Source organism: Metabacillus sp. 22489 (assembly GCF_052044855.1).
Lineage (GTDB): Bacteria > Bacillota > Bacilli > Bacillales > Bacillaceae > Metabacillus > Metabacillus niabensis.
The window spans coordinates 101,544-121,208 of record NZ_JBQENT010000011.1; the positions used below are offsets into that span (position 1 = coordinate 101,544).

Consider the following 19,665-nt stretch of genomic DNA (forward strand, 5'->3'; position numbering starts at 1 on the left):
TTGTATTCTCTTTACTTGCTTTGATAAAATAATGAAAGTGAAATGCTAAGGATGGAGTGAGTATAGATGGATTATCAATATCCAATTTCTTTCGAATGGAGTACAGAGGAAACAGTTGATGTTATCCAATTTTTTCAATGTATAGAACAAGCATATGAAAAAGGAATTGAAAGAAAAAGTTTAATGGAAGCATATCGTAGATTTAAGGAGATTGTTCCTAGTAAAGCAGAAGAAAAAACGATTGGAAATGAGTTTGAGCAAGTAAGTGGTTACTCAATTTATCGAGTCATAAAGAAAATGAAGGATGACGTCAATGATAGCGAAACTATTAAAATGTAATAGGATATGAGAGAGGAGTTTTTTAGCCTACTCCTTTAAAGTTTCAAGTCACTCATGAACAATTTTTCTATACATGAGTGACTTATTTTATACCTTACGTTTATAGTAATAATTAATGATATGACATCTTATATAGTGGAATTAGAGTATGAAACGTTTCTCTAATATAAGCAAGTAACTTTTCTCCATCACGTAGCAGTTCATCATTAGCTGGAATGTGACGTCCTATTAAAAATTCTGCTTTTTTTACATCTCTAAAACGCTCTAAAGCACCCTTTAAATCGATTTCTGTAATTGGCTTAGCATCTTTTTTAGTATGGTCAAGTGACACATAGTAATCATCTGGAACAAGTTTAGAAATTGTATTTAAGTTTTCTAAAAAGTTTCCAGCCATTTCCTCTTTATTTGGTAATTCGTAGATATAAGCTAACCAGACGAAAAGATGATCATCGAATAAGCCAACTTGAAAATGTGGATGTTGTTTATAGCCTCGTTTATTATCTGCAATTGCCAGCCAAGTATCTTTTGGCGGGTTTATCGTTCTTCGGGCATGCTTCGCAATATGAAGAAACATTTCTTTTTGTAGTGAAGCTGTTAAGTCATCTGTTAAAATTTGACCAATTTCTTTAAACTTTGGTTGAATTCTTTCCCTTATTGCTTCCATTCGGTCTTCTAACCCATCTATTGTAAAGGTTTCAAAATCTTTTTCAGTAAAGCCGGTAAAATTCACGTAATGATTCCTCCTGTTTGTGTTCTCTATTCTACTATTATATATCGACAAGCTTCTTTTCGATAGTAATATGTACTTTTAACAAATATGATTCATTTTGACATAGGCGGTTAGGTGGATACACAATTTCATACTCATAGTTCCAACTGATTTTCCTTTTACATACTATATAAAAAAACGATAGCATCCTAATTAATGAATTCTTGAGACAACTGAATGGTGACAAAAAAAATTAAGGTTGGATAGAAAGGGGCGGTAAACAAATGAAACAAATTGTGAAAACGAGTGGTCAAAAAACCAACAACAATCGTATTGGGGTGTTAAGACTCGAACTTGATTATGAATTAGCCACCCTTTATGAAGCTATGCAGAATAAAGATGTAAAGAAAAAAATAGAATGTAAGCAAAAATTGGAAAAACTTCGAAAAGAGTGGATGAAGCTCCAAGCTTAGCTGTTGGAGCTGAAATGAAGCTACAAACGAACCTAATCAGGGTTCGTTTTTATCTGCGTTTAGCAAATGGTCTTGCTTGCTTTCCGTCCTTTCTTTTAATACAGTATTCTTATAAATGAAAAAGTGATATATAAAAAGAAAAGAGGTTGTTGCATGACAAATTGGAAGGATATAGATCAAAAAGCAAAGCAATGGATAATAGAGGCTGGAGAAAAAATTCGGCATTCATTTGATTCATCTCTTTCCATTCAATACAAATCAAATCCAAATGATTTAGTAACGAACATGGATAAAGAAATTGAGCAATTTTTTATAAGCAGGATTCAAGAGACCTATCCAGAACATCGAATTTTAGGTGAAGAAGGTTATGGTGATGAAGTGTCATCAATGGATGGAGTTCTTTGGATTATTGACCCGATTGATGGAACGATGAATTTTGTTCATCAACAGCGCAACTTTGCCATATCAATTGGAATCTATGGTGACGGAGTGGGTTACATAGGTTTAATTTATGATGTCGTACATAATGAATTGTATCATGCGTTTAAAGGTGAAGGCGCTTTTATGAATGATATTCCTTTACCAAAACTTGATAAAGTAGAGATAGAAAAAGCAATTTTAGGAATCAATCCTGTATGGGTAACTGAAAATCCGCGAATCGATTATCAACTAATTGTACCAATTGTTAAAAAGGTAAGAGGCACTCGCTCATATGGCTCCGCTGCTCTTGAATGTGCTTACGTTGCTGCTGGTCGATTAGATGGTTACATGACTATGAGACTCGCACCTTGGGATTTTGCGGCAGGATTAGTATTAATTGAAGAAGTCGGAGGAAGTATTTCAACGATGACTGGAGAGAAGCTTGATATTTTAACAAAAACCTCGTTCTTCGTAGGTGAAAAACATCTTCACAAGCATATTATTGAGGAGTATTTAAACAAATGATGAATTCTCAATCTTTTTCTTGGAAAAAGCTTGAAATAGAAAAGGATGTACATTTTTTTAATGAGCTAGTAAAGGCAAGTCCCGAATGGAGCAAAGAGGAATGTGTTCCTGAACAACTAGAAACATATCTCTCAAATTATAGTATGTATAGTGGAGTTTGGCAGGTTTGGGAGCTTGATGGAGACTTAGTTGGGATTTGCTATGTATTGGAGTGGTCACCTTCAAATGAAAAGCCTTGGCTTGGAACAATTCTTATTCATCCATCATTTAGAGGGCAAGGTTTTGCCAAAAAAATAATTGCGATGATTGGAGAGGAATTAAAAGCGAGGGGCCATAAAGCGCTATTTGCTGCGTGTCCTTCAAATCAAAGTTCTTGGTTGTTATTTCTTGGGAAATGTGGCTTTGAGCAATATAAATTTGAAATTGATGACCATACTTCTCAACAATATATACTTACAGTGAAGCCTTTATGAAGATTGTTAATCCTTAAATAAGGAGTCTCACAAGGACTATTCAATTAAGGATTAACAATCTTATTTTCACTCTAATATTCCTTTTTCTCTCATTCTTTTTTTTAGGATAAATCCAAATGCCATAACTGCATTTAATAATACGATTGAGAGTAGGACTCCGAGTAGACTCCGTTCACCAACTGCAATTCCAATCCCGATCATAGATAAAGCTGCAACACATGCTAAAACTAGAAAAATCCACTTGCCAATTTTCATAAAAACTTCACTCTCCTAAGTTGTGAAGAAAAAATTATCGTATCTTAATATATAGTTTACATAAAAACATATCACTTTTCTACATTGTTTGTGGTATAATACCAAGGTAATTTTTATTTATTTTTAAATCAATTAGAATACTGCGAAAAGACTTACCGTATTACTTGTCAGAAGTATGGAAAACCTTTAAGTAGATCCTATTTGAATATACATTTTGGGAGATGAAAGAGTGAAATTACGAAACGATATTCGCAACATAGCTATTATTGCCCACGTAGACCATGGGAAAACAACTTTGGTTGACCAGCTTTTACACCAATCTGGTACATTTCGTTCGAATGAACAAGTAGCAGAACGTGCAATGGATTCCAATGATTTGGAACGTGAACGCGGGATTACGATTTTAGCAAAAAATACAGCAATTAATTATAAAGATACTCGTATCAATATCATGGATACTCCAGGACATGCGGACTTCGGTGGCGAAGTTGAACGGATTATGAAAATGGTTGATGGGGTTCTATTAGTTGTTGATGCATATGAAGGTTGTATGCCACAAACACGCTTTGTGTTGAAAAAAGCACTAGAGCAAAATTTGACTCCAATTGTTGTTGTAAACAAAATTGACCGTGATTTTGCCCGCCCGTCAGAAGTAGTTGATGAAGTTCTTGATTTATTTATTGAATTAGATGCAAATGAAGATCAACTAGAATTTCCAGTTGTTTTTGCATCAGCTATTAATGGTACAGCTAGTACAAGTCCAGATCCTGCAGATCAAGAAGAAAATATGGCATCACTATTTGATGCAATCGTTGAGCACATTCCTGCTCCAATTGATAATAGAGAAGAACATCTACAATTCCAAGTAGCTCTACTTGATTATAATGATTATGTAGGACGAATTGGTATCGGTCGTGTTTTCCGTGGAACGATGCATGTAGGTCAGCAAGTAGCATTAATGAAGATTGATGGTTCTGTTAAAAACTTCCGAGTGACAAAATTATTCGGATTCCAAGGACTTAAACGTATTGAAATTCAAGAAGCTGTTGCTGGGGATTTAGTTGCAGTTTCAGGTATGGAAGATATAAACGTTGGGGAAACAGTGTGTCCTGTTGAGCATCAAGAAGCTTTACCGATTTTACGTATAGACGAGCCTACATTACAAATGACCTTTGCAGTAAATAATAGTCCATTTGCTGGTCGTGAAGGTAAATTCGTGACAGCTCGTAAAATTGAAGAAAGATTATTATCACAATTACAAACTGACGTAAGCTTACGAGTTGAGCCAACGGATTCCCCTGATGCATGGATCGTATCAGGACGTGGTGAGCTTCACCTTTCAATTTTAATTGAAAATATGCGTCGCGAAGGTTACGAGCTTCAAGTTTCAAAGCCTGAAGTAATTGTAAAAGAAATTGACGGTGTTCGTTGTGAACCTGTTGAACGAGTTCAAATCGATGTACCTGAGGAGCATACTGGTGGTGTAATGGAATCAATCGGTGCTCGAAAAGGTGAAATGATTGATATGATTAATAACGGGAACGGGCAAGTTCGCTTAATTTTTAATGTTCCTGCTCGTGGGTTAATAGGTTACTCAACAGAATTTATGTCATTAACACGTGGCTTCGGTATCATTAATCATACATTTGATAGCTATCAGCCGATGCAGCCAGGAAAAGTTGGTGGACGCAGACAAGGTGTTCTTGTTTCAATGGAAAACGGAAAATCAACAACATATGGTATTCAAGGTGTTGAAGACCGTGGTGTGATATTTGTTGAAGCCGGTGTTGATGTTTATGAAGGTATGATCGTAGGGGAACATACACGTGAAAACGACTTAGTTGTTAACATTTGTAAAATGAAACAACAAACGAATATTCGTTCAGCTACAAAAGACCAAACAAATACAATGAAAAAACCTCGTATAATGTCGTTAGAGGAAGCGTTAGAGTATTTAAACGAAGACGAATATTGTGAATTAACCCCTGAGTCCATTAGACTTAGAAAGAAAATATTAGATAAAAATGAACGTGAAAAAGCAGCGAAAAAGAAAAAGTTAGCAGGAATTTAACGATTTCTTTGAATAGAGTGCACATAGTAAACTAATCTTGCTTACTATATTCACTGCTGATAATTAATTGTGCAGAAGGCTGATTCAACTATAGAAAGTTATCTTAATGTTACGTGTCTAGTCCAATAGACAATAATAATTTTTGAAGATAATTTTAGATGAATCAGCCATTTTTTTAGGTTGATTTTATCGTTTTTATAAAATGTGATGAGAATAAGGAGGGGGAAAGGTGGAAATAGAAGAAAGATTATCATTTTTTCCTAGTTTGTATAAAGTTACCGAAAATCCAGACTTAGGAATGTGGCTGTTATATATCACAATTTTTCTGTTATCAGTGGTTGTTTATAAACTGGGATTTGCCAAAAAGCTTCCGATATTAAAATCCCTTATCATTTACATATTTCTCGCATTAGGATGTACAGTGCTCACTTTTTTAGGTATCTTTTTACCGATAGCTGAAGGGTTAGTTGTCGCTGCATTAATCTTAATCATTTACAAAATTAGACTTTATCAATCAAAAAAACAAGATGCAAAAGAGGCATAAGAAAAGCTGTCTTAACATTTGTCCTTTAAGTAGGTCATAAGTTAAGGCAGCTTTTTATTGTTGCAAATTGATAGCTTTCTTTTAAGGGTATCTTTAAAGAGAAAGAATTTTATCCATAAATTAATTCGCAAAAGACTAATTTCACAAATAGCTTAAAGAAAGCCTAATTAATTTAAGTTACCATGAGTCTTCCGTTTTTTTATCTTGATAAAGCCTAAATTTTCCAGTTGCGATACGAGCGTTTGTTTTCGCTTCAATTCGTTCATTACATTCTCTACACATATATGTATGGATGGGACGATTTCTTAATCGTTTTGCCATTAATGTTTCATCTTCAATATTTTCAACTTTATCACAAATTACACACTTTACCTTCATTCGACACCTCAAACCTTTTACAATTTTTTAGTCGTACGTTTTATTAAGTATATCATGTTAGAGGTTAAATAATGAAGAACCTAAGAAAAAATGAATGTGACTTGTGATTAATTGGAGAGTGAATGAAGGGATGAAAGGCCCAATTTGATAATTAGTATAATAACAGTTTAAGGAGGCATTCTTAATTGAAAGGTGTTCAATCCTCTTTAGGCATTAAATGGGAGCATACAATTTTTTATCTCCAAATTTAGTGTTGCTTGAGGTTAGCTTCTTTCAGATTGCCTCCTTATCTCTTTGTCTTAACGGTGCTTCTGATTATTTGATTGATCCTGCTGCTCTTCTTCTATTTTTTTCTCATTTTTGTTATTTAATTGATCGTCATTTGTTTCAGTTGGTTGTTTTTGTTGATTATCAAGTGCATCATTAGGTATTTCAGGTATAACGCGCCCGACAATTGCTGCAAGCTCATCTAATATGCCAACAATTGGTCTACCTTCTTGTATTTCTCTTCCCATTTCACGAAGGCGTGCGTTTGTATCTGCATCTGCGATTACGACAGCATTTGCACCATAGGGGTCATGCCTTAAGCTTTCCGAAACTGTATATTTTATTGATTCAACTTTATTTCGATCCAAATTTGAATTTACATCAATGCCAACAACAGCAAAATCCCCTAATACAACAGCAGTAGCATCATTGACCTCTGGTATTCTGTTAGCCAAATTAACAAGGTGCTTCGAGATTTCTTGTCCAGTTTTTCGGTCTATATTATTTTCATCTACACTGTTTTTTACTTTAATTGGTGTCCCGTTATTAAGTGAGTCGTCAGTATTGGGTGCACCTTGATTTACATTACAACCAGTAAGAGCAAGGGTTAGTAGTAGTAAAGCAAAATAAATTATTTTCATGAAATCACTCCTTAATTCCGCAATTGAATCCATTTAAAGAACATTCATTGCAGTTTTTTTCCTTGCTTTTTAATTTTATTGTCTAATAAACCTTCTATCTTTATTCATCCTTTCATATATTTTAGCAACGCTTCATTCACAGCTTGACTTTTTTACGAACTAATTGTTTCACTCCATAAAAAAATAGCACGGAGTAGGAGGCGGAGTTTTGAGGAAGATTTATGTACTAGACACGAATGTTTTATTGCAAGACCCAAATTCAATCTTTTCCTTTGAAGAAAATGAAGTAATTATTCCTGCAGTTGTTTTAGAGGAAGTAGATTCAAAAAAAAGGTACATGGATGAAATTGGAAGGAATGCTAGACAAGTATCAAAACTAATCGATCAATTAAGAGAATCTGGAAAGCTCCATGAAAAAATTCCGTTGCCAAATGGTGGTTCACTCAGAATTGAATTAAATCACCGTTCTTTTCAACAACTTCAAGAAATATTTGTTGAAAAAACAAATGATAACAGAATTCTAGCTGTTGCAAAAAATTTATCCTTGGAGGAGCAGACAAAGGAAAATGGCCGAGCTGTAATCTTAGTAAGCAAGGACACGCTCGTTAGGGTTAAGGCAGACGCTATTGGCCTTATAGCCGAGGATTTTCTAAGTGATCGAGTAGTCGAAATTGACCATATATACACTGGATTTCTTGATTTGTATATTAGTAGCGATAATTTAAATCGGTTTTATGAAAAGAACGAACTTATTCTTTCGGAAATAACAAACCATCCATTTTATCCAAATCAATTCGTTATTATGAAGGATGCATTAGGTGGTTCATCATCAGCAATTGGTAAGGTTGATCAATCAGGTAAAAAGATTCAAAGGCTCGTTTTTGACCATGACCATATTTGGGGAATAAGACCGAGAAATGTCCAACAAACAATGGCATTTGAGCTGCTTTTAAGGGCGGATGTTCCATTAGTAACCCTTATTGGTAAAGCTGGTACTGGAAAAACATTATTAGCTCTTGCAGCAGGTCTTATGCAGACGGAGGATTTAGGAACTTATAAAAAGCTGTTAGTCGCAAGACCAATCGTGCCGGTTGGAAAGGACCTTGGATTTTTGCCTGGTGAAAAGGAAGAAAAATTAAGACCTTGGATGCAGCCAATTTACGATAATTTGGAATATCTATTCAATACTAAAAAACCGGGAGAATTAGATGCGATTTTAGCGGGTATGGGGTCGATTGAGGTTGAAGCTTTAACATATATTCGAGGGCGTAGTATCCCTGAACAAATTATTCTTATAGATGAAGCACAAAACTTAACAAAGCATGAAGTGAAAACTATTCTTACAAGGGTTGGTGAACGGAGTAAAATTGTCTTAATGGGTGATCCAGAACAAATTGACCATCCATATCTTGATGAATACAATAATGGCTTAACATATGTTGTTGAGAAATTTAAGGATCAACCAATTGCTGGACATGTAAGACTTGTTAAGGGTGAACGGTCAGGGTTAGCACAACTAGCAGCTGACATACTTTAAGAAAGCCAAGGGGGATTTATGAAGCCCCCTTTTAAGGTCTATACTTAGGCATATTTAAGGGGGCTTTATTAGATACTTAAACGACAACAATTTCCTTTACATTTTTTATTGGGTTTGAATAATTTGAACCATCTCCATAATAAATATGTATTGGACCATCTTCTTTTAGAGGTTTTCCATTAATACTAAACCCAAGAACAACATTAAGAGCTTCTTCAATTGATAATGAAATATTTCCTTCTTTCGTCACAAAATTGACAGTTGTGGCATCTTCAAGAATAACAGCGTTTTCAAGGAACGGCTTTAATGGAATACCGAAAGTACCATTTAGCACTTTTTGTTTTTCATAGATTTTTTCAGTTTTAAGTGTAGGGGGATGAATGGCTCCCTCTCTAATTTCACGTTCCCAATGTTTTGAAGTTGCCTTCGTGTATTCTTCAATTTCATCTATTGTTGCAGCTTCTTCTGTGAAATACGTTGTTAAATCAACCTTTCTGTCATCGAAGATCCAAACACCGGGATCTAATGTAATTTGAAATTGAACATTACCTTTAATCATTACGATTGATTCCATAAACGACACTCCTTTATAACGCAAGTATAACCTTTTTTATCACAAATTGTCACATAATATTAATTAGAAACTATCATCAAAAATCTGTGTATTTTTTACGAAAAATCGAAGTTTATATTGATTGTCCTTGCTTTTTCAATGATTTGGTTATAATATTAAATCATAAGTAGAGGGTAATCGCTCGGAAACGGAGGGATTCATTTGGCGTCTGAGATTGCTATTAATCATCGTGAAAAAGCACTTGCGTTACTTAGGGCAGATGCTGAAAAAATCATGAAATTAATAAAAGTCCAAATGGACAATTTAACAATGCCTCAGTGTCCTCTTTATGAAGAGGTTTTAGATACACAAATGTTCGGTTTATCTAGAGAAATTGATTTCGCGGTACGATTAGGCTTAGTTGAGGAACGTGAAGGAAAAGAATTGCTAGATACACTCGAAAGGGAGCTCTCAGCTCTACATGATGCATTTACAGGCAAATAATGAACAAAACTCAAACTAACTAGGTAGTAAGTTTGAGTTTTTTTATTTCTCTATCAGTTTTTAAAGGAAATTAACTTTTTTAGAGCGAAGATATAGTAAAATAAAAGCAACGTACGAATAATGACAGTAGTAAGGAAGAGATATTATGGTAAAGAAAATTCTAAAATCTTATGATTATTCATTAATACTAGCGATCATTTTACTTTGCGCGTTTGGCCTTGTAATGGTCTATAGCTCAAGTATGATTACAGCTGTTGCTCGATGGGGATATGAACCAGATCACTTTTTTCAAAGGCAAAAGCTTGCATTAATAGCTGGAGGCCTTGTCTTCTTAGTTATGATGATATTTCCCTACCGCGCGTTTTTAAATAAGACGATTTTGAAAATAATCGTTTTTGGCTCCATTATATTACTTGGTTCATTATTTTTTATTGGACATGCTGCAGGAAATGCGCAAAGCTGGATCAAGCTTGGTGGAATGAACATACAACCAGGTGAATTTGTAAAATTAAGTGTAATTATTTACCTTGCTGCCGTCTATGATAAGAAACAATCATATTTAAATGAATTTAGCAGAGGGGTTTTACCACCGCTTATTTTTACAGGGATTATCTGTACGTTTGTTATCATTCAGCCCGATTTCGGTACAGCCTTTATTATTAGTATGATTGCCGTTTGTATGATTTTGTGTTCTGGAATGGGAATGAAGAATATTCTAAAGCTCGTTTCGCTCGTCTTTATTTTTGGAGGAATGATGGTTGGCTTCTTACTAATTAGGGGAGTTAACCTATTTAGTCAAGAACAGTTAAGCCGTTTTAGCGGTGTTATTGATCCGTTTGGAGATGTGCAAGGTGATGGTTATCAACTAGTTAATTCTTTCTATGCAATAGGAGCTGGAGGCTTAAAAGGTTTAGGGTTAGGACAGAGTGTCCAAAAATATGGCTATTTACCTGAATCTCATACTGATTTTATTATGGCGATTATTGCAGAGGAATTAGGGATTTTAGGTGTAATCTTTGTATTAGTTCTCCTCACATTTGTTATTTTAAAAGGGTTCCAAATCGCGAGAAAATGCCAGGATCCTTTTGGAACTCTTCTTGCTGTAGGTATTTCAAGTATGATAGCAATTCAAGCTTTAATTAATTTAGGGGGTCTAACAGGCTTAATCCCTATAACTGGTGTCCCACTGCCATTTATCAGCTACGGTGGTTCTTCGATATTGCTTTTACTTTTATCGATGGGCTTATTAGTAAATGTGTCAATGTTTACAAATTATCGTGATACATATCAAAAACCGAAAGTAAAAGAGGAAAATAAAAAGCCAACAATCGTAGAGCCAATTCAACATAGACATCATCGAAATCATCGACGAAACTCTTCGTTTAGATAAAATAGAGTTTTTGACAACGAGGTATTCGCTTTCCGCTGAGGTCTGGGCCCCTACTCGAAGTAAGCTTCTGTAGGGGCTCCTGTTGATTGGATTCTCTAAGCAGGAGTCTCATGCCTACAGATCCAATCAACAATAATCTTAAATAGCTTAACAAAAAAGCAGGAACCTTTTAAATTTGGTTCCTGCTTTTTTAAACATTTAATTGTACTTAGAGCGACCAACAAGTAGTAGAAAATAACTTAGAAGGCCGAATAGACATGAGATAATTAATGCATGAGCTAAAGCAATATAAAGATTCAATCCGGAAACAACTGTTAAAGCACCTGAAATTACTTGTAAGCAGATTAATATAAAGGCAATTATCCAGCCCCAATAAATAACTTTTTGATGCTTATGATATTTTATAGCTCTCCATGTTACGTAGGCTATCCAAATGAAGATTAATGCCGCAGCAGCCCGATGTCCCATTTGAATCCATTCATGCAATGTAGTTGGCATCCCGCTAGCCCGTCTGCTACATAGAGGCCAATCTGGACATGCTAGGCTGGCTTCTTTATGTCTTACATAAGCGCCTGTATAAACGACTAAGTAGGAATAAATAGTAATCCCAATCATATGAAACTTCATCTGATTATTAATTACGAGAGAACTTGCTTCAAACTTTTTATCCACTTCGAATATTAGCAATGTTAACAGTAAAACAGAAGCAAAGGAGATTAATGATATCCCGAAATGCAAAGCCATAACTGCATCTGATGAACCCCACATTACGGCTGCTGCACCGATTAGTGCCTGCAAAATGAGGAACAAAACAGACAAAATGGCTAAAAATTTCGTTTCTCTAATATGACCGATTTTTTTCCAGGCCCAAATTGCGAGAATGACTACTGTTATTCCTGCGAGCCCACTTACAAGTCTATGGCTTAATTCGATGACTAACTCAAAGGTAATTTCACTAGGTACAAATTCACCATGACATAAAGGCCATGATTTTCCGCAGCCATCTCCAGACTCCGTTTTTGTAACAAGAGCTCCCCCAAGTAGAACTAATAACATAATGATTGTCGTAAACACGGCAAACCATTTTAGTGCACGTTGCAAAATATGTTCACCTTCTTAATAACTTTATTAGAAAATTAATAGTAAATACTCATCGTATAGTACACAATGTATAGGAAAAAGACAATAAATATAAGGAAAAGTTCACAAAGTTATTGGATATTGTAGTTGGACGTAAATAATGAAGCGAGAAAAAAATCTTCAATTTTGATTTCTTTAATATACTAAAAAAGGTTGAATATTTAAGAGGATTTTGTTAGAAATAGAGAAGGGGTTTTGAATATTTTCTCTCTTTTTTCTTTAAAAGTGTAAACGGTTTATTTTTAGAGACTTTTTTGGAATTATATGTTAAAATAGAAAAACTTGCACTTTTTACAAAAATCCATTCACAATTTCGACAAAAATACTTCATGATTTGTTCACAAATTAAGTGAGAAGTATGTTTTAATATCTAGAGGACTATTTTAAAAAACATAGAATTTATAGTAAGTGCAACCGCCTTCATTTTTATTGTAATTTATTGGCTTGAATTTTTTACTAAAAAATATTTTTCCTTATTGTTTTTGGTTAGTACATAAAGGTTATTTGGATAGTCTCCTAATTAGCAGGCATGATAATGATAAGTTAAAGTTTATTTTGGCAATTGATAAAAATAGTGAGAGTCCTACTTATTCTTTTATTAAAAATTATTTATTAGTGGTGAATTAACCGCTTTTTAGTTTGAAATTCTTTCTTAAAAAGAATTTATTAATAAATAAGTTCCTTATTAAAGTATAATAGGAATTTTTAAATTATTGAAAGAGGGGTTTGATTTAGCTATGAGAAAAAGGCTGACAAAATGGCGTCTATTATCCTTATTTGCGGCATTGACGCTTGTCCTAGCCGGCTGTGGTGAACCGTTTCTTTCCACGCTTCAACCTGCTGGTGAGGTAGCGGATATGCAATATGACCTTATGGTGTTAAGTACACTCATAATGGTTGTTGTCATTGCAGTCGTAACGGTAATCTTCATCTATGTAGTCGTAAAATTCCGTCGACGCAAAGGTGAAGAAAACAATATTCCTGTTCAAGTTGAAGGGAATCATAAGCTAGAAATCATTTGGACTGTTATTCCTATTCTATTATTACTTGTCTTGACAGTCCCAGTTGTCTCTGCAACGTTTAAGCTTGCTGATGTAGATGCAATTGAGGATAAAAATCGTAAACCAGAAGATGCCATCGTCGTTAATGTACGGGCAAATCTTTATTGGTGGGAATTCGAGTATGCTGATTATGGAGTTGTAACTAGCCAAGAGTTAGTAGTACCAACTGATGAAAAAGTTTATTTTAACTTAGAATCAAATCAAGATGAGGTAAAGCACTCATTCTGGATTCCATCAATTGGCGGAAAAATGGATACAAATGTTGATTCAAATATCGAAAAGGGAACAAATGTCAACCAAATGTGGTTAAAGTTTGATTCCAAACGTGCTGATCAAGCTGGGGAATATTTTTATGGGAAGTGTGCTGAGCTTTGTGGACCATCACACGCATTAATGGACTTTAAAGTAAAAGCCATTTCTAGAGATGAATTTGACCAATGGATCTCAGAAATGGAAAATAGTAAAGCTGTCGCAACAACAGATTTAGCGAAGCAAGGTGAGCAATTGTTTGAAGAAAAGGGATGTATTTCATGTCATGCTGTAACACCTATGGACGAACGTCCTGCTGCAGCTCGAACAGCTCCAAACTTGGCAACTTTTGGTGAACGTTCTACAGTTGCAGGAGTATTGAAACATAATGAAGAAAGCATCCGCAATTGGTTAAAAGACCCTGAAGCTTATAAGCCAGCTAATAAAATGACTGGTACTTATCCAAAGCTAAATGATGAAGAGCTTGATGCGTTAACTGAATATTTAATGGGGTTAAAAGTTACTAGTAATTAAGTAGATATTACTTTGTAAAAGAAAAGGGAGGTAACACTGTGAGCACGTTGACTCAGAAAAAAGGGGTAGGTGCAGTCTTATGGGACTATTTAACAACCGTTGACCATAAGAAAATCGCTATCCTTTACCTGATAGCCGGTGGCTTCTTCTTCCTTGTTGGTGGATTAGAAGCGTTGCTGATCCGCATTCAGCTAGCAATTCCGAATAATGACTTTGTTAGTGCAGGTGTATATAATGAAATTTTAACTATGCACGGAACTACAATGATCTTTCTAGCTGCAATGCCTTTATTGTTCGCACTAATGAATGCCGTAGTACCATTACAAATTGGTGCTCGTGACGTTGCATTTCCATTTTTAAACTCGTTAGGTTTTTGGCTGTTCTTCTTTGGAGGGGTTTTCTTAAATCTAAGTTGGTTTTTAGGTGGAGCACCTGACGCTGGTTGGACTTCTTATGCATCTTTAGCAATACAATCTGAAGGCCATGGCGTAGATTTTTATTTACTAGGGCTGCAAGTTTCCGGTCTAGGAACACTTATAGCTGGTATTAACTTTTTAGCTACAATCATTAACATGAGAGCACCGGGAATGACCTATATGCGCATGCCGTTGTTCACATGGACAACTTTTGTAGCTTCAGCACTTATTTTATTTGCTTTCCCTGCGCTTACAGTAGGTTTAGCATTATTAATGTTTGATCGTTTATTTGGAACTGCATTCTTTGATGCAGGTCTTGGCGGTAACACTGTTATTTATGAACATTTATTCTGGATCTTCGGTCATCCAGAGGTATACATCTTAGTTTTACCAGCATTTGGAATTTTCTCTGATATTTTACCGGTATTTTCAAGAAAACGTCTGTTCGGATACTCATCAATGGTATTCGCAACAGTATTAATTGGATTTTTAGGATTCATGGTTTGGGCGCATCATATGTTTACAACTGGTTTAGGACCAATTGCAAATGCGATTTTCGCTGTTGCTACAATGGCGATTGCTGTACCAACAGGCATTAAAATTTTTAACTGGCTTTTCACAATTTGGGGTGGATCGATTAAATTTACCTCTCCGATGCTTTGGTCAGTAGCTTTTATTCCTTCATTCGTCATGGGTGGGGTTACAGGAGTAATGCTTGCAGCAGCAGCAGCAGATTATCAATACCATGATACTTATTTCGTTGTTGCTCATTTCCACTACGTAATTGTTGGTGGGGTTGTGTTCTCATTATTTGCTGGTACTGTTTATTGGTGGCCAAAAATGTTCGGTAAAATGTTAAATGAGTTCTTGAATAAAGTGACGTTTGTACTTTTCTTTATTGGTTTCCATTTAACATTCTTTATTCAACATTTCCTCGGTCTATGGGGGATGCCACGTCGAATATTTACATTCTTACCTGGTCAAGGGTTAGATATGGCAAACTTTGTAAGTACAGTTGGAGCATTCTTTATGGCTGCAGCAACGATCATTTTATTGATTAACATCATTTACACTTCAATTAAGGGAGAAAAGGTTGGAGATGACCCTTGGGGTGATGGTCGTACACTTGAGTGGGCGGTTGCTTCACCTCCGGCGGAATATAACTTTAAACAAACTCCACTTGTACGTGGTTTAGATGCATTGTGGGTAGAAAAAATGGCAGGGAATAAAGGGATGACTCCTGCAGAGCCGTTAGGTGATATTCATATGCCAAACGGATCAATCTTACCATTTATTATGTCTTTAGGATTATTCGTTGCATCATTTGGATTACTTTATCGCGAAGACTATGGTTGGGCATTCCCGCTAATCATTGTTGGTTTTATTATTACTTTCGGTGCAATGTTCTTCCGCTCAATAATTGATGATCATGGATACCATATTCATAAAGAAGATTTACTTAAGGAAGAAAAAGGAGGGAAAGCATAATGGCAAATGTTGAAGATAAGTTAACAGCTGAAAATTTTCCGGCATCGCCTGAAAAAGCTACCCTCGAAGGTAAAAATAAATTTACAGGTTTTTGGTTGTTCCTTGGAGGAGAGACAGTTCTTTTTGCTAGTCTCTTCGCTACATTCTTAGCATTAAGAGAATCCTCTGCAGGAGGAGCAACAACGCAAGAACTATTTGATATTCCATTGACTTTTGCGGCAACAATGCTGCTTTTGACCTCAAGTTTAACTAGTGTTTATGCTATGTACCATATGAAAAATTTTAATTTTGGTAAAATGCAATTGTGGATGATTATCACCGTTCTTTTAGGATTAGGATTCCTTATTTTGGAGATTTATGAGTTTAATCATTATGTACATCATTTTGAATTTACAATTACTAGTAGTGCTCTCGGCTCTGCGTTTTACACTTTAGTTGGAACACATGGAATGCACGTTGCTTTCGGTTTATTGTGGATCACTACTTTAATTGTCCGCAACGCAAGACGTGGCTTAAGCTTGTATAATGCACCAAAATATTACGTTGCAAGCTTGTATTGGCACTTTATCGACGTTGTATGGGTATTTATCTTTACAATTGTATACTTAATGGGAATGGTGGGATAATTTGATGGCAAATAATCATAATTCAACAAACCCAAAAGTAGATTTAGTTTATCGCCGTAAGAAAAATGCTGAAGAAATGAAACACCAAGTGATTACTTTCGGTATGATGATTTTCTTGACGATAGTTGCATTTATCGCTGTAGGATATGATGGAATCGGTGAATGGTTTAAAGTTCCATTTATTATTACACTTGCAGTAATTCAAGTCATTTTCCAACTGTATTATTTTATGCATATGAGTCATAAAGGGCATGAAATGTCCGCTCTATTCCTGTTCTCAGGTGTATTTGTAGCTGCGTTAACGGTATTGGCTTTTACTACAATTATTTGGTGGTAATGAACCTTAATTAAAGAGCAATTAGCATTTTGCTAATTGCTCTTTTCATTACATTCAAAGCATTTCTGTAACAAGCTTCAAATGTATATGTAATAGGATTTTGTCAAAGATCGTTCATTGATAGTGAAAGTTTGGAAGTGTATAATATTTTTGAAGGACTAGCGTTAAGGAGCTGAAAAGTTAATGGGCTTTGAAATATTTGGATTTCGTGCGTTGTGGAGTCCTTATTATTTATCCGTAATGGTTTTACTCTTAGTTTTATATTTTATGATTATTGGACCATGGAGATCGAAATTTAAAGATAGTTCACCTGTTTCAACAAAACAGCAAATTTTATTTGTTTCTGGGATTGTTGCCTTATACGTAAGTAAAGGAAGTCCTGTTGATTTACTCGGGCATATTATGTTTAGTGCTCATATGACACAAATGGCTATTTTATATTTGATTGTACCACCCTTACTTATCTTAGGGATTCCAGAATGGTTGTGGAGAGCTATTCTGTATCGTCCTATTATTAAACCGGTATTCAAATTTTTTACAAAACCAATTCTCGCTTTAATTGTATTTAATGGTGTATTTTCAGTCTATCATATCCCATTAGTTTTTGATTTTGTAAAAACGGAACCGCTTTATCACGCTTTAATGACGACGATTATTTTTATAGCAGCTATATTTATGTGGTTGCCGTTGCTCAATACCCTACAGGAATGGGATTCGCTTTCAGGGATAAAAAAAATGGGGTATATTTTTGCAGACGGAGTATTATTAACTCCTGCATGTGCATTAATTATTTTTTCGCCTGATCCACTTTACTTAACATATTCCGATCCACAAGCATGGATCAATGCTTTGCATTTATGTGTGCCAGGGGATATGCTTGCAGGATTAAATTTAACAGGTCCGGAAATGTTTAATACATTGCCATTAGTTGATGATCAACAACTTGGTGGTGTACTTATGAAAATTATTCAAGAGGTTGTATATGGGTCTATTTTAGCGTATGTCTTCTTTGAATGGGCGCGAAAAGAGCGTCTTAAAGATGAACTTGAGTTACAGGAAGACTATAGACCTGAACCGATAAAATAAAGAAACATTGGGCTGATTTGATTATAAAATCAGTCCAATGTCATTGCTACATAGGCTATGTTAATTTCAATCCTGACTTTTAGCATGTTCTTAATGGGTGATTTCTGCAGGAGATAAGTGACAATGGGGAAATCCAATAGATGTAAAGAGTCCTTTAAGAACTGAAACAAACAGTTTTGAATAACATGGTCAATACATATAATGAGAGGATTGAAAATGAATACAACATTACCTTTATTGCCTACGATTAGTACGACTTTTATCGTTCTTAGTGCAATTTTTGTTGCAATTGGCTGGTATTTAATAAAAATTAAAAAAATTGATTTACATATGAAGGTTATGACCTGGGCAGCTATTTTTGCTGTTTTATTTTTCATCATTTACGCTTCACGAACAATCTTTATAGGAAATACAGCTTTTGGTGGTCCTGAGCATATTAAAATATACTATACTTTGTTTTTAATTTTTCATATTTCTTTAGCTACTATTGGAGCGGTATTAGGGATTATTTCTCTTATTACGGGTTATAAAAAGAATTATGAGAAACATCGTAAAATTGGTCCGTTTACAAGTGTTGTTTGGTTTTTAACTGGTATTACAGGAGTTGCAGTATATTTATTATTATATGTGATTTATCATGGAGGGGAAACAACCTCTGTAATTAAAGCAATCTTAGGGTTTTAAACATAATTTTAAGGTGGTAAAGAATAAGATATTCTATACCACCTTTTTTATTGTCTTTTTGAGGTGAAGGAACTTGTCGGTATGCATATGAAAACGGTTAGTTGAAAATTAGGAAACATCTAAAAGCAAAAACGTTTGACTTTTACATTAGCCCTGAATTTACAGGTCAACCAATGTTTCTTAAATTGGTTTCATTCGTAACTCTTTTTATGATCGTCATATCAATAAGAGAGGAGAGAATGTATTGATAGAAATTTTAACTAATCGGTTAATGCTTATTCCTTGCTCATTGGATATTGCAAAATCGTTAGTATTTCATCGAAAAGAATTGGAACAGAGATCACCAATAGAGTTTCCATTAAATTGGCCATCACCTTATGTGAAAGGTTTTCTTCCATACTACATTGAATGTTTAGAAAAAGAGGATGAAGAAAGTTATGAGTGTGGTCTTTGGTTAATTATTAAGTTTGAAGAAAAGAAAATAATTGGTGATATATTAATGCAAGGTAAGCCGAATAAGGAAGGCATTGTAGAACTTTCTTATCATGTAGATGAATTGTTTAATGATGAAAGTATTGCATATGAAGCTGTAGATGCATTTATTGATTGGTTAACTTACCATAAGTCGGTTAAAAAAGTGATTATGGAATGTTCAATCGCACAAAATCAAGCAATTCGCTTATATAACAGATTAGGAATGATCTGTTCAAAAAAAGATGGTGAAATCTTAGTTTGGGAAATTCAGAAAAAGGATTTGCAATAATTTTGTGGAACGTATTGACCAAATTAAGCAACTTTTACGAGAATAATAAAAAAGCAAAGGGAATCTTTGCTTTTTTATTGTTATTGTGGTTTCGAAAACCCCCTGCTATGCTGGGGGTTCTAAAGAGCTTCAAGCGTGGTATTAGGTATTAAAAAACCTCACTTCACATGGTAGGATAAAGTTGGTTTCCCGACCACTTTAT

Annotated in this window: 22 protein-coding genes; 16 read left to right on the forward strand and 6 right to left on the reverse strand. The window is 34.8% G+C overall.

Annotated features, from left to right (window positions below; all coding sequences use genetic code 11):
* The first annotated feature begins 66 nt into the window (after positions 1 to 66).
* A complete protein-coding gene (locus ACTJJ9_RS09165; RefSeq protein ID WP_095298958.1) occupies positions 67 to 339 on the forward strand; it encodes a UPF0223 family protein in 273 nt (90 codons plus the stop codon).
* A gap of 112 nt (positions 340 to 451) precedes the next feature.
* Here the strand turns inward: ACTJJ9_RS09165 and ACTJJ9_RS09170 are convergent, their stop codons facing one another.
* On the reverse strand, positions 452 to 1,069 hold the full coding sequence (locus ACTJJ9_RS09170) for a DUF1054 domain-containing protein (RefSeq protein WP_145580818.1): 618 nt from the start codon (positions 1,067 to 1,069) through the stop codon (positions 452 to 454).
* A gap of 263 nt (positions 1,070 to 1,332) precedes the next feature.
* On the opposite strand from ACTJJ9_RS09170, the gene ACTJJ9_RS09175 reads away from it, so the two are divergent.
* The 3 genes from ACTJJ9_RS09175 to ACTJJ9_RS09185 all read left to right on the forward strand — a co-directional run bounded on the left by ACTJJ9_RS09175 (position 1,333) and on the right by ACTJJ9_RS09185 (position 2,939).
* Complete coding sequence (locus ACTJJ9_RS09175; protein WP_095298954.1) at positions 1,333 to 1,521, forward strand: hypothetical protein; 189 nt, start codon at positions 1,333 to 1,335, stop codon at positions 1,519 to 1,521.
* A gap of 153 nt (positions 1,522 to 1,674) precedes the next feature.
* Positions 1,675 to 2,466 (forward strand): inositol monophosphatase family protein, encoded by a 792-nt coding sequence (locus ACTJJ9_RS09180; RefSeq protein ID WP_095298952.1) that lies wholly within the window; start codon positions 1,675 to 1,677, stop codon positions 2,464 to 2,466.
* Positions 2,463 to 2,939, forward strand: a complete 477-nt coding sequence (locus tag ACTJJ9_RS09185) for a GNAT family N-acetyltransferase (RefSeq protein ID WP_255451793.1) — start codon at positions 2,463 to 2,465, stop codon at positions 2,937 to 2,939. Before ACTJJ9_RS09180 ends, ACTJJ9_RS09185 begins: the two co-directional genes overlap by 4 nt.
* A 66-nt stretch (positions 2,940 to 3,005) precedes the next feature.
* On the opposite strand, the gene ACTJJ9_RS09190 is transcribed toward ACTJJ9_RS09185, so the two are convergent.
* Positions 3,006 to 3,194: a YlaF family protein gene (locus ACTJJ9_RS09190; RefSeq protein ID WP_095298950.1), complete on the reverse strand. Its 189-nt coding sequence runs from the start codon at positions 3,192 to 3,194 to the stop codon at positions 3,006 to 3,008.
* Between the two features lie 229 nt (positions 3,195 to 3,423).
* On the opposite strand from ACTJJ9_RS09190, the gene typA reads away from it, so the two are divergent.
* The gene (typA, locus tag ACTJJ9_RS09195; protein WP_095298948.1) at positions 3,424 to 5,265 is read left to right on the forward strand and encodes a translational GTPase TypA; all 1,842 of its coding nucleotides are present in this window, start codon (positions 3,424 to 3,426) and stop codon (positions 5,263 to 5,265) included.
* A gap of 229 nt (positions 5,266 to 5,494) precedes the next feature.
* Positions 5,495 to 5,809: a YlaH-like family protein gene (locus tag ACTJJ9_RS09200; RefSeq protein WP_095298947.1), complete on the forward strand. Its 315-nt coding sequence runs from the start codon at positions 5,495 to 5,497 to the stop codon at positions 5,807 to 5,809.
* A 177-nt stretch (positions 5,810 to 5,986) separates the two neighbouring features.
* Here the strand turns inward: ACTJJ9_RS09200 and ACTJJ9_RS09205 are convergent, their stop codons facing one another.
* Both ACTJJ9_RS09205 and ACTJJ9_RS09210 read right to left on the reverse strand, forming a co-directional pair.
* Entirely contained in the window at positions 5,987 to 6,187 is a 201-nt protein-coding gene (locus ACTJJ9_RS09205) for a YlaI family protein (protein ID WP_095298945.1), read from the reverse strand.
* A 299-nt stretch (positions 6,188 to 6,486) separates the two neighbouring features.
* Positions 6,487 to 7,095 (reverse strand): YhcN/YlaJ family sporulation lipoprotein, encoded by a 609-nt coding sequence (locus tag ACTJJ9_RS09210; RefSeq protein WP_095298943.1) that lies wholly within the window; start codon positions 7,093 to 7,095, stop codon positions 6,487 to 6,489.
* 208 nt (positions 7,096 to 7,303) lie between these two features.
* Here ACTJJ9_RS09210 and ACTJJ9_RS09215 point away from each other — a divergent pair, with 208 nt between their 5' ends.
* Complete coding sequence (locus tag ACTJJ9_RS09215) at positions 7,304 to 8,632, forward strand: PhoH family protein (RefSeq protein ID WP_095298942.1); 1,329 nt, start codon at positions 7,304 to 7,306, stop codon at positions 8,630 to 8,632.
* A gap of 76 nt (positions 8,633 to 8,708) precedes the next feature.
* Here ACTJJ9_RS09215 and ACTJJ9_RS09220 read toward each other — a convergent pair whose 3' ends face one another.
* Positions 8,709 to 9,206, reverse strand: a complete 498-nt coding sequence (locus tag ACTJJ9_RS09220; RefSeq protein WP_095298940.1) for a hypothetical protein — start codon at positions 9,204 to 9,206, stop codon at positions 8,709 to 8,711.
* A 201-nt stretch (positions 9,207 to 9,407) separates the two neighbouring features.
* Between ACTJJ9_RS09220 and ACTJJ9_RS09225 the strand changes: the two genes are divergently transcribed.
* Together ACTJJ9_RS09225 and ACTJJ9_RS09230 are read left to right on the forward strand one after the other, a co-directional pair.
* Positions 9,408 to 9,689 (forward strand): YlaN family protein, encoded by a 282-nt coding sequence (locus tag ACTJJ9_RS09225; RefSeq protein ID WP_095298938.1) that lies wholly within the window; start codon positions 9,408 to 9,410, stop codon positions 9,687 to 9,689.
* 145 nt (positions 9,690 to 9,834) lie between these two features.
* Positions 9,835 to 11,079 carry an FtsW/RodA/SpoVE family cell cycle protein gene (locus ACTJJ9_RS09230; protein WP_145580817.1) on the forward strand — a complete coding sequence of 415 codons (1,245 nt, stop codon included), beginning with the start codon at positions 9,835 to 9,837 and terminating at the stop codon, positions 11,077 to 11,079.
* 198 nt (positions 11,080 to 11,277) lie between these two features.
* Here the strand turns inward: ACTJJ9_RS09230 and ACTJJ9_RS09235 are convergent, their stop codons facing one another.
* Complete coding sequence (locus ACTJJ9_RS09235) at positions 11,278 to 12,180, reverse strand: COX15/CtaA family protein (RefSeq protein WP_095298934.1); 903 nt, start codon at positions 12,178 to 12,180, stop codon at positions 11,278 to 11,280.
* Positions 12,181 to 12,956: 776 nt separating this feature from the next.
* Between ACTJJ9_RS09235 and coxB the strand changes: the two genes are divergently transcribed.
* The 7 genes from coxB to ACTJJ9_RS09270 all read left to right on the forward strand — a co-directional run bounded on the left by coxB (position 12,957) and on the right by ACTJJ9_RS09270 (position 19,463).
* Positions 12,957 to 14,063 carry a cytochrome c oxidase subunit II gene (gene coxB / locus ACTJJ9_RS09240; protein ID WP_095298932.1) on the forward strand — a complete coding sequence of 369 codons (1,107 nt, stop codon included), beginning with the start codon at positions 12,957 to 12,959 and terminating at the stop codon, positions 14,061 to 14,063.
* A 38-nt stretch (positions 14,064 to 14,101) separates the two neighbouring features.
* The gene (gene ctaD, locus ACTJJ9_RS09245; protein ID WP_145580816.1) at positions 14,102 to 15,967 is read left to right on the forward strand and encodes a cytochrome c oxidase subunit I; all 1,866 of its coding nucleotides are present in this window, start codon (positions 14,102 to 14,104) and stop codon (positions 15,965 to 15,967) included.
* Entirely contained in the window at positions 15,967 to 16,593 is a 627-nt protein-coding gene (gene ctaE, locus ACTJJ9_RS09250; protein ID WP_095298929.1) for a cytochrome c oxidase subunit III, read from the forward strand. Before ctaD ends, ctaE begins: the two co-directional genes overlap by 1 nt.
* Positions 16,594 to 16,597: 4 nt before the next feature.
* The gene (gene ctaF, locus ACTJJ9_RS09255) at positions 16,598 to 16,930 is read left to right on the forward strand and encodes a cytochrome c oxidase subunit IVB (protein WP_095298928.1); all 333 of its coding nucleotides are present in this window, start codon (positions 16,598 to 16,600) and stop codon (positions 16,928 to 16,930) included.
* A 183-nt stretch (positions 16,931 to 17,113) separates the two neighbouring features.
* The gene (ctaG, locus tag ACTJJ9_RS09260; protein WP_095298926.1) at positions 17,114 to 18,016 is read left to right on the forward strand and encodes a cytochrome c oxidase assembly factor CtaG; all 903 of its coding nucleotides are present in this window, start codon (positions 17,114 to 17,116) and stop codon (positions 18,014 to 18,016) included.
* Between the two features lie 216 nt (positions 18,017 to 18,232).
* Entirely contained in the window at positions 18,233 to 18,700 is a 468-nt protein-coding gene (locus ACTJJ9_RS09265) for a DUF420 domain-containing protein (protein ID WP_095298924.1), read from the forward strand.
* Between the two features lie 244 nt (positions 18,701 to 18,944).
* Entirely contained in the window at positions 18,945 to 19,463 is a 519-nt protein-coding gene (locus ACTJJ9_RS09270) for a GNAT family N-acetyltransferase (protein WP_095298922.1), read from the forward strand.
* The last annotated feature ends 202 nt before the right edge of the window (positions 19,464 to 19,665 follow it).

Bases quoted from the DNA above. Each gene is read 5' to 3' on its own strand.
- ctaE (WP_095298929.1), top strand. From the start codon at position 15,967: ATGGCAAATGTTGAAGATAAGTTAACAGCTGAAAATTTTCCGGCATCG.
- ctaF (WP_095298928.1), top strand. From the start codon at position 16,598: ATGGCAAATAATCATAATTCAACAAACCCAAAAGTAGATTTAGTTTAT.
- ACTJJ9_RS09190 (WP_095298950.1), bottom strand. From the start codon at position 3,194: ATGAAAATTGGCAAGTGGATTTTTCTAGTTTTAGCATGTGTTGCAGCT.
- ACTJJ9_RS09265 (WP_095298924.1), top strand. From the start codon at position 18,233: ATGAATACAACATTACCTTTATTGCCTACGATTAGTACGACTTTTATC.
- ACTJJ9_RS09230 (WP_145580817.1), top strand. From the start codon at position 9,835: ATGGTAAAGAAAATTCTAAAATCTTATGATTATTCATTAATACTAGCG.
- ACTJJ9_RS09180 (WP_095298952.1), top strand. From the start codon at position 1,675: ATGACAAATTGGAAGGATATAGATCAAAAAGCAAAGCAATGGATAATA.
- coxB (WP_095298932.1), top strand. From the start codon at position 12,957: ATGAGAAAAAGGCTGACAAAATGGCGTCTATTATCCTTATTTGCGGCA.
- ACTJJ9_RS09205 (WP_095298945.1), bottom strand. From the start codon at position 6,187: ATGAAGGTAAAGTGTGTAATTTGTGATAAAGTTGAAAATATTGAAGAT.
- ACTJJ9_RS09175 (WP_095298954.1), top strand. From the start codon at position 1,333: ATGAAACAAATTGTGAAAACGAGTGGTCAAAAAACCAACAACAATCGT.
- ACTJJ9_RS09185 (WP_255451793.1), top strand. From the start codon at position 2,463: ATGATGAATTCTCAATCTTTTTCTTGGAAAAAGCTTGAAATAGAAAAG.
- ctaG (WP_095298926.1), top strand. From the start codon at position 17,114: ATGGGCTTTGAAATATTTGGATTTCGTGCGTTGTGGAGTCCTTATTAT.
- ACTJJ9_RS09220 (WP_095298940.1), bottom strand. From the start codon at position 9,206: ATGGAATCAATCGTAATGATTAAAGGTAATGTTCAATTTCAAATTACA.
- ACTJJ9_RS09210 (WP_095298943.1), bottom strand. From the start codon at position 7,095: ATGAAAATAATTTATTTTGCTTTACTACTACTAACCCTTGCTCTTACT.
- ACTJJ9_RS09165 (WP_095298958.1), top strand. From the start codon at position 67: ATGGATTATCAATATCCAATTTCTTTCGAATGGAGTACAGAGGAAACA.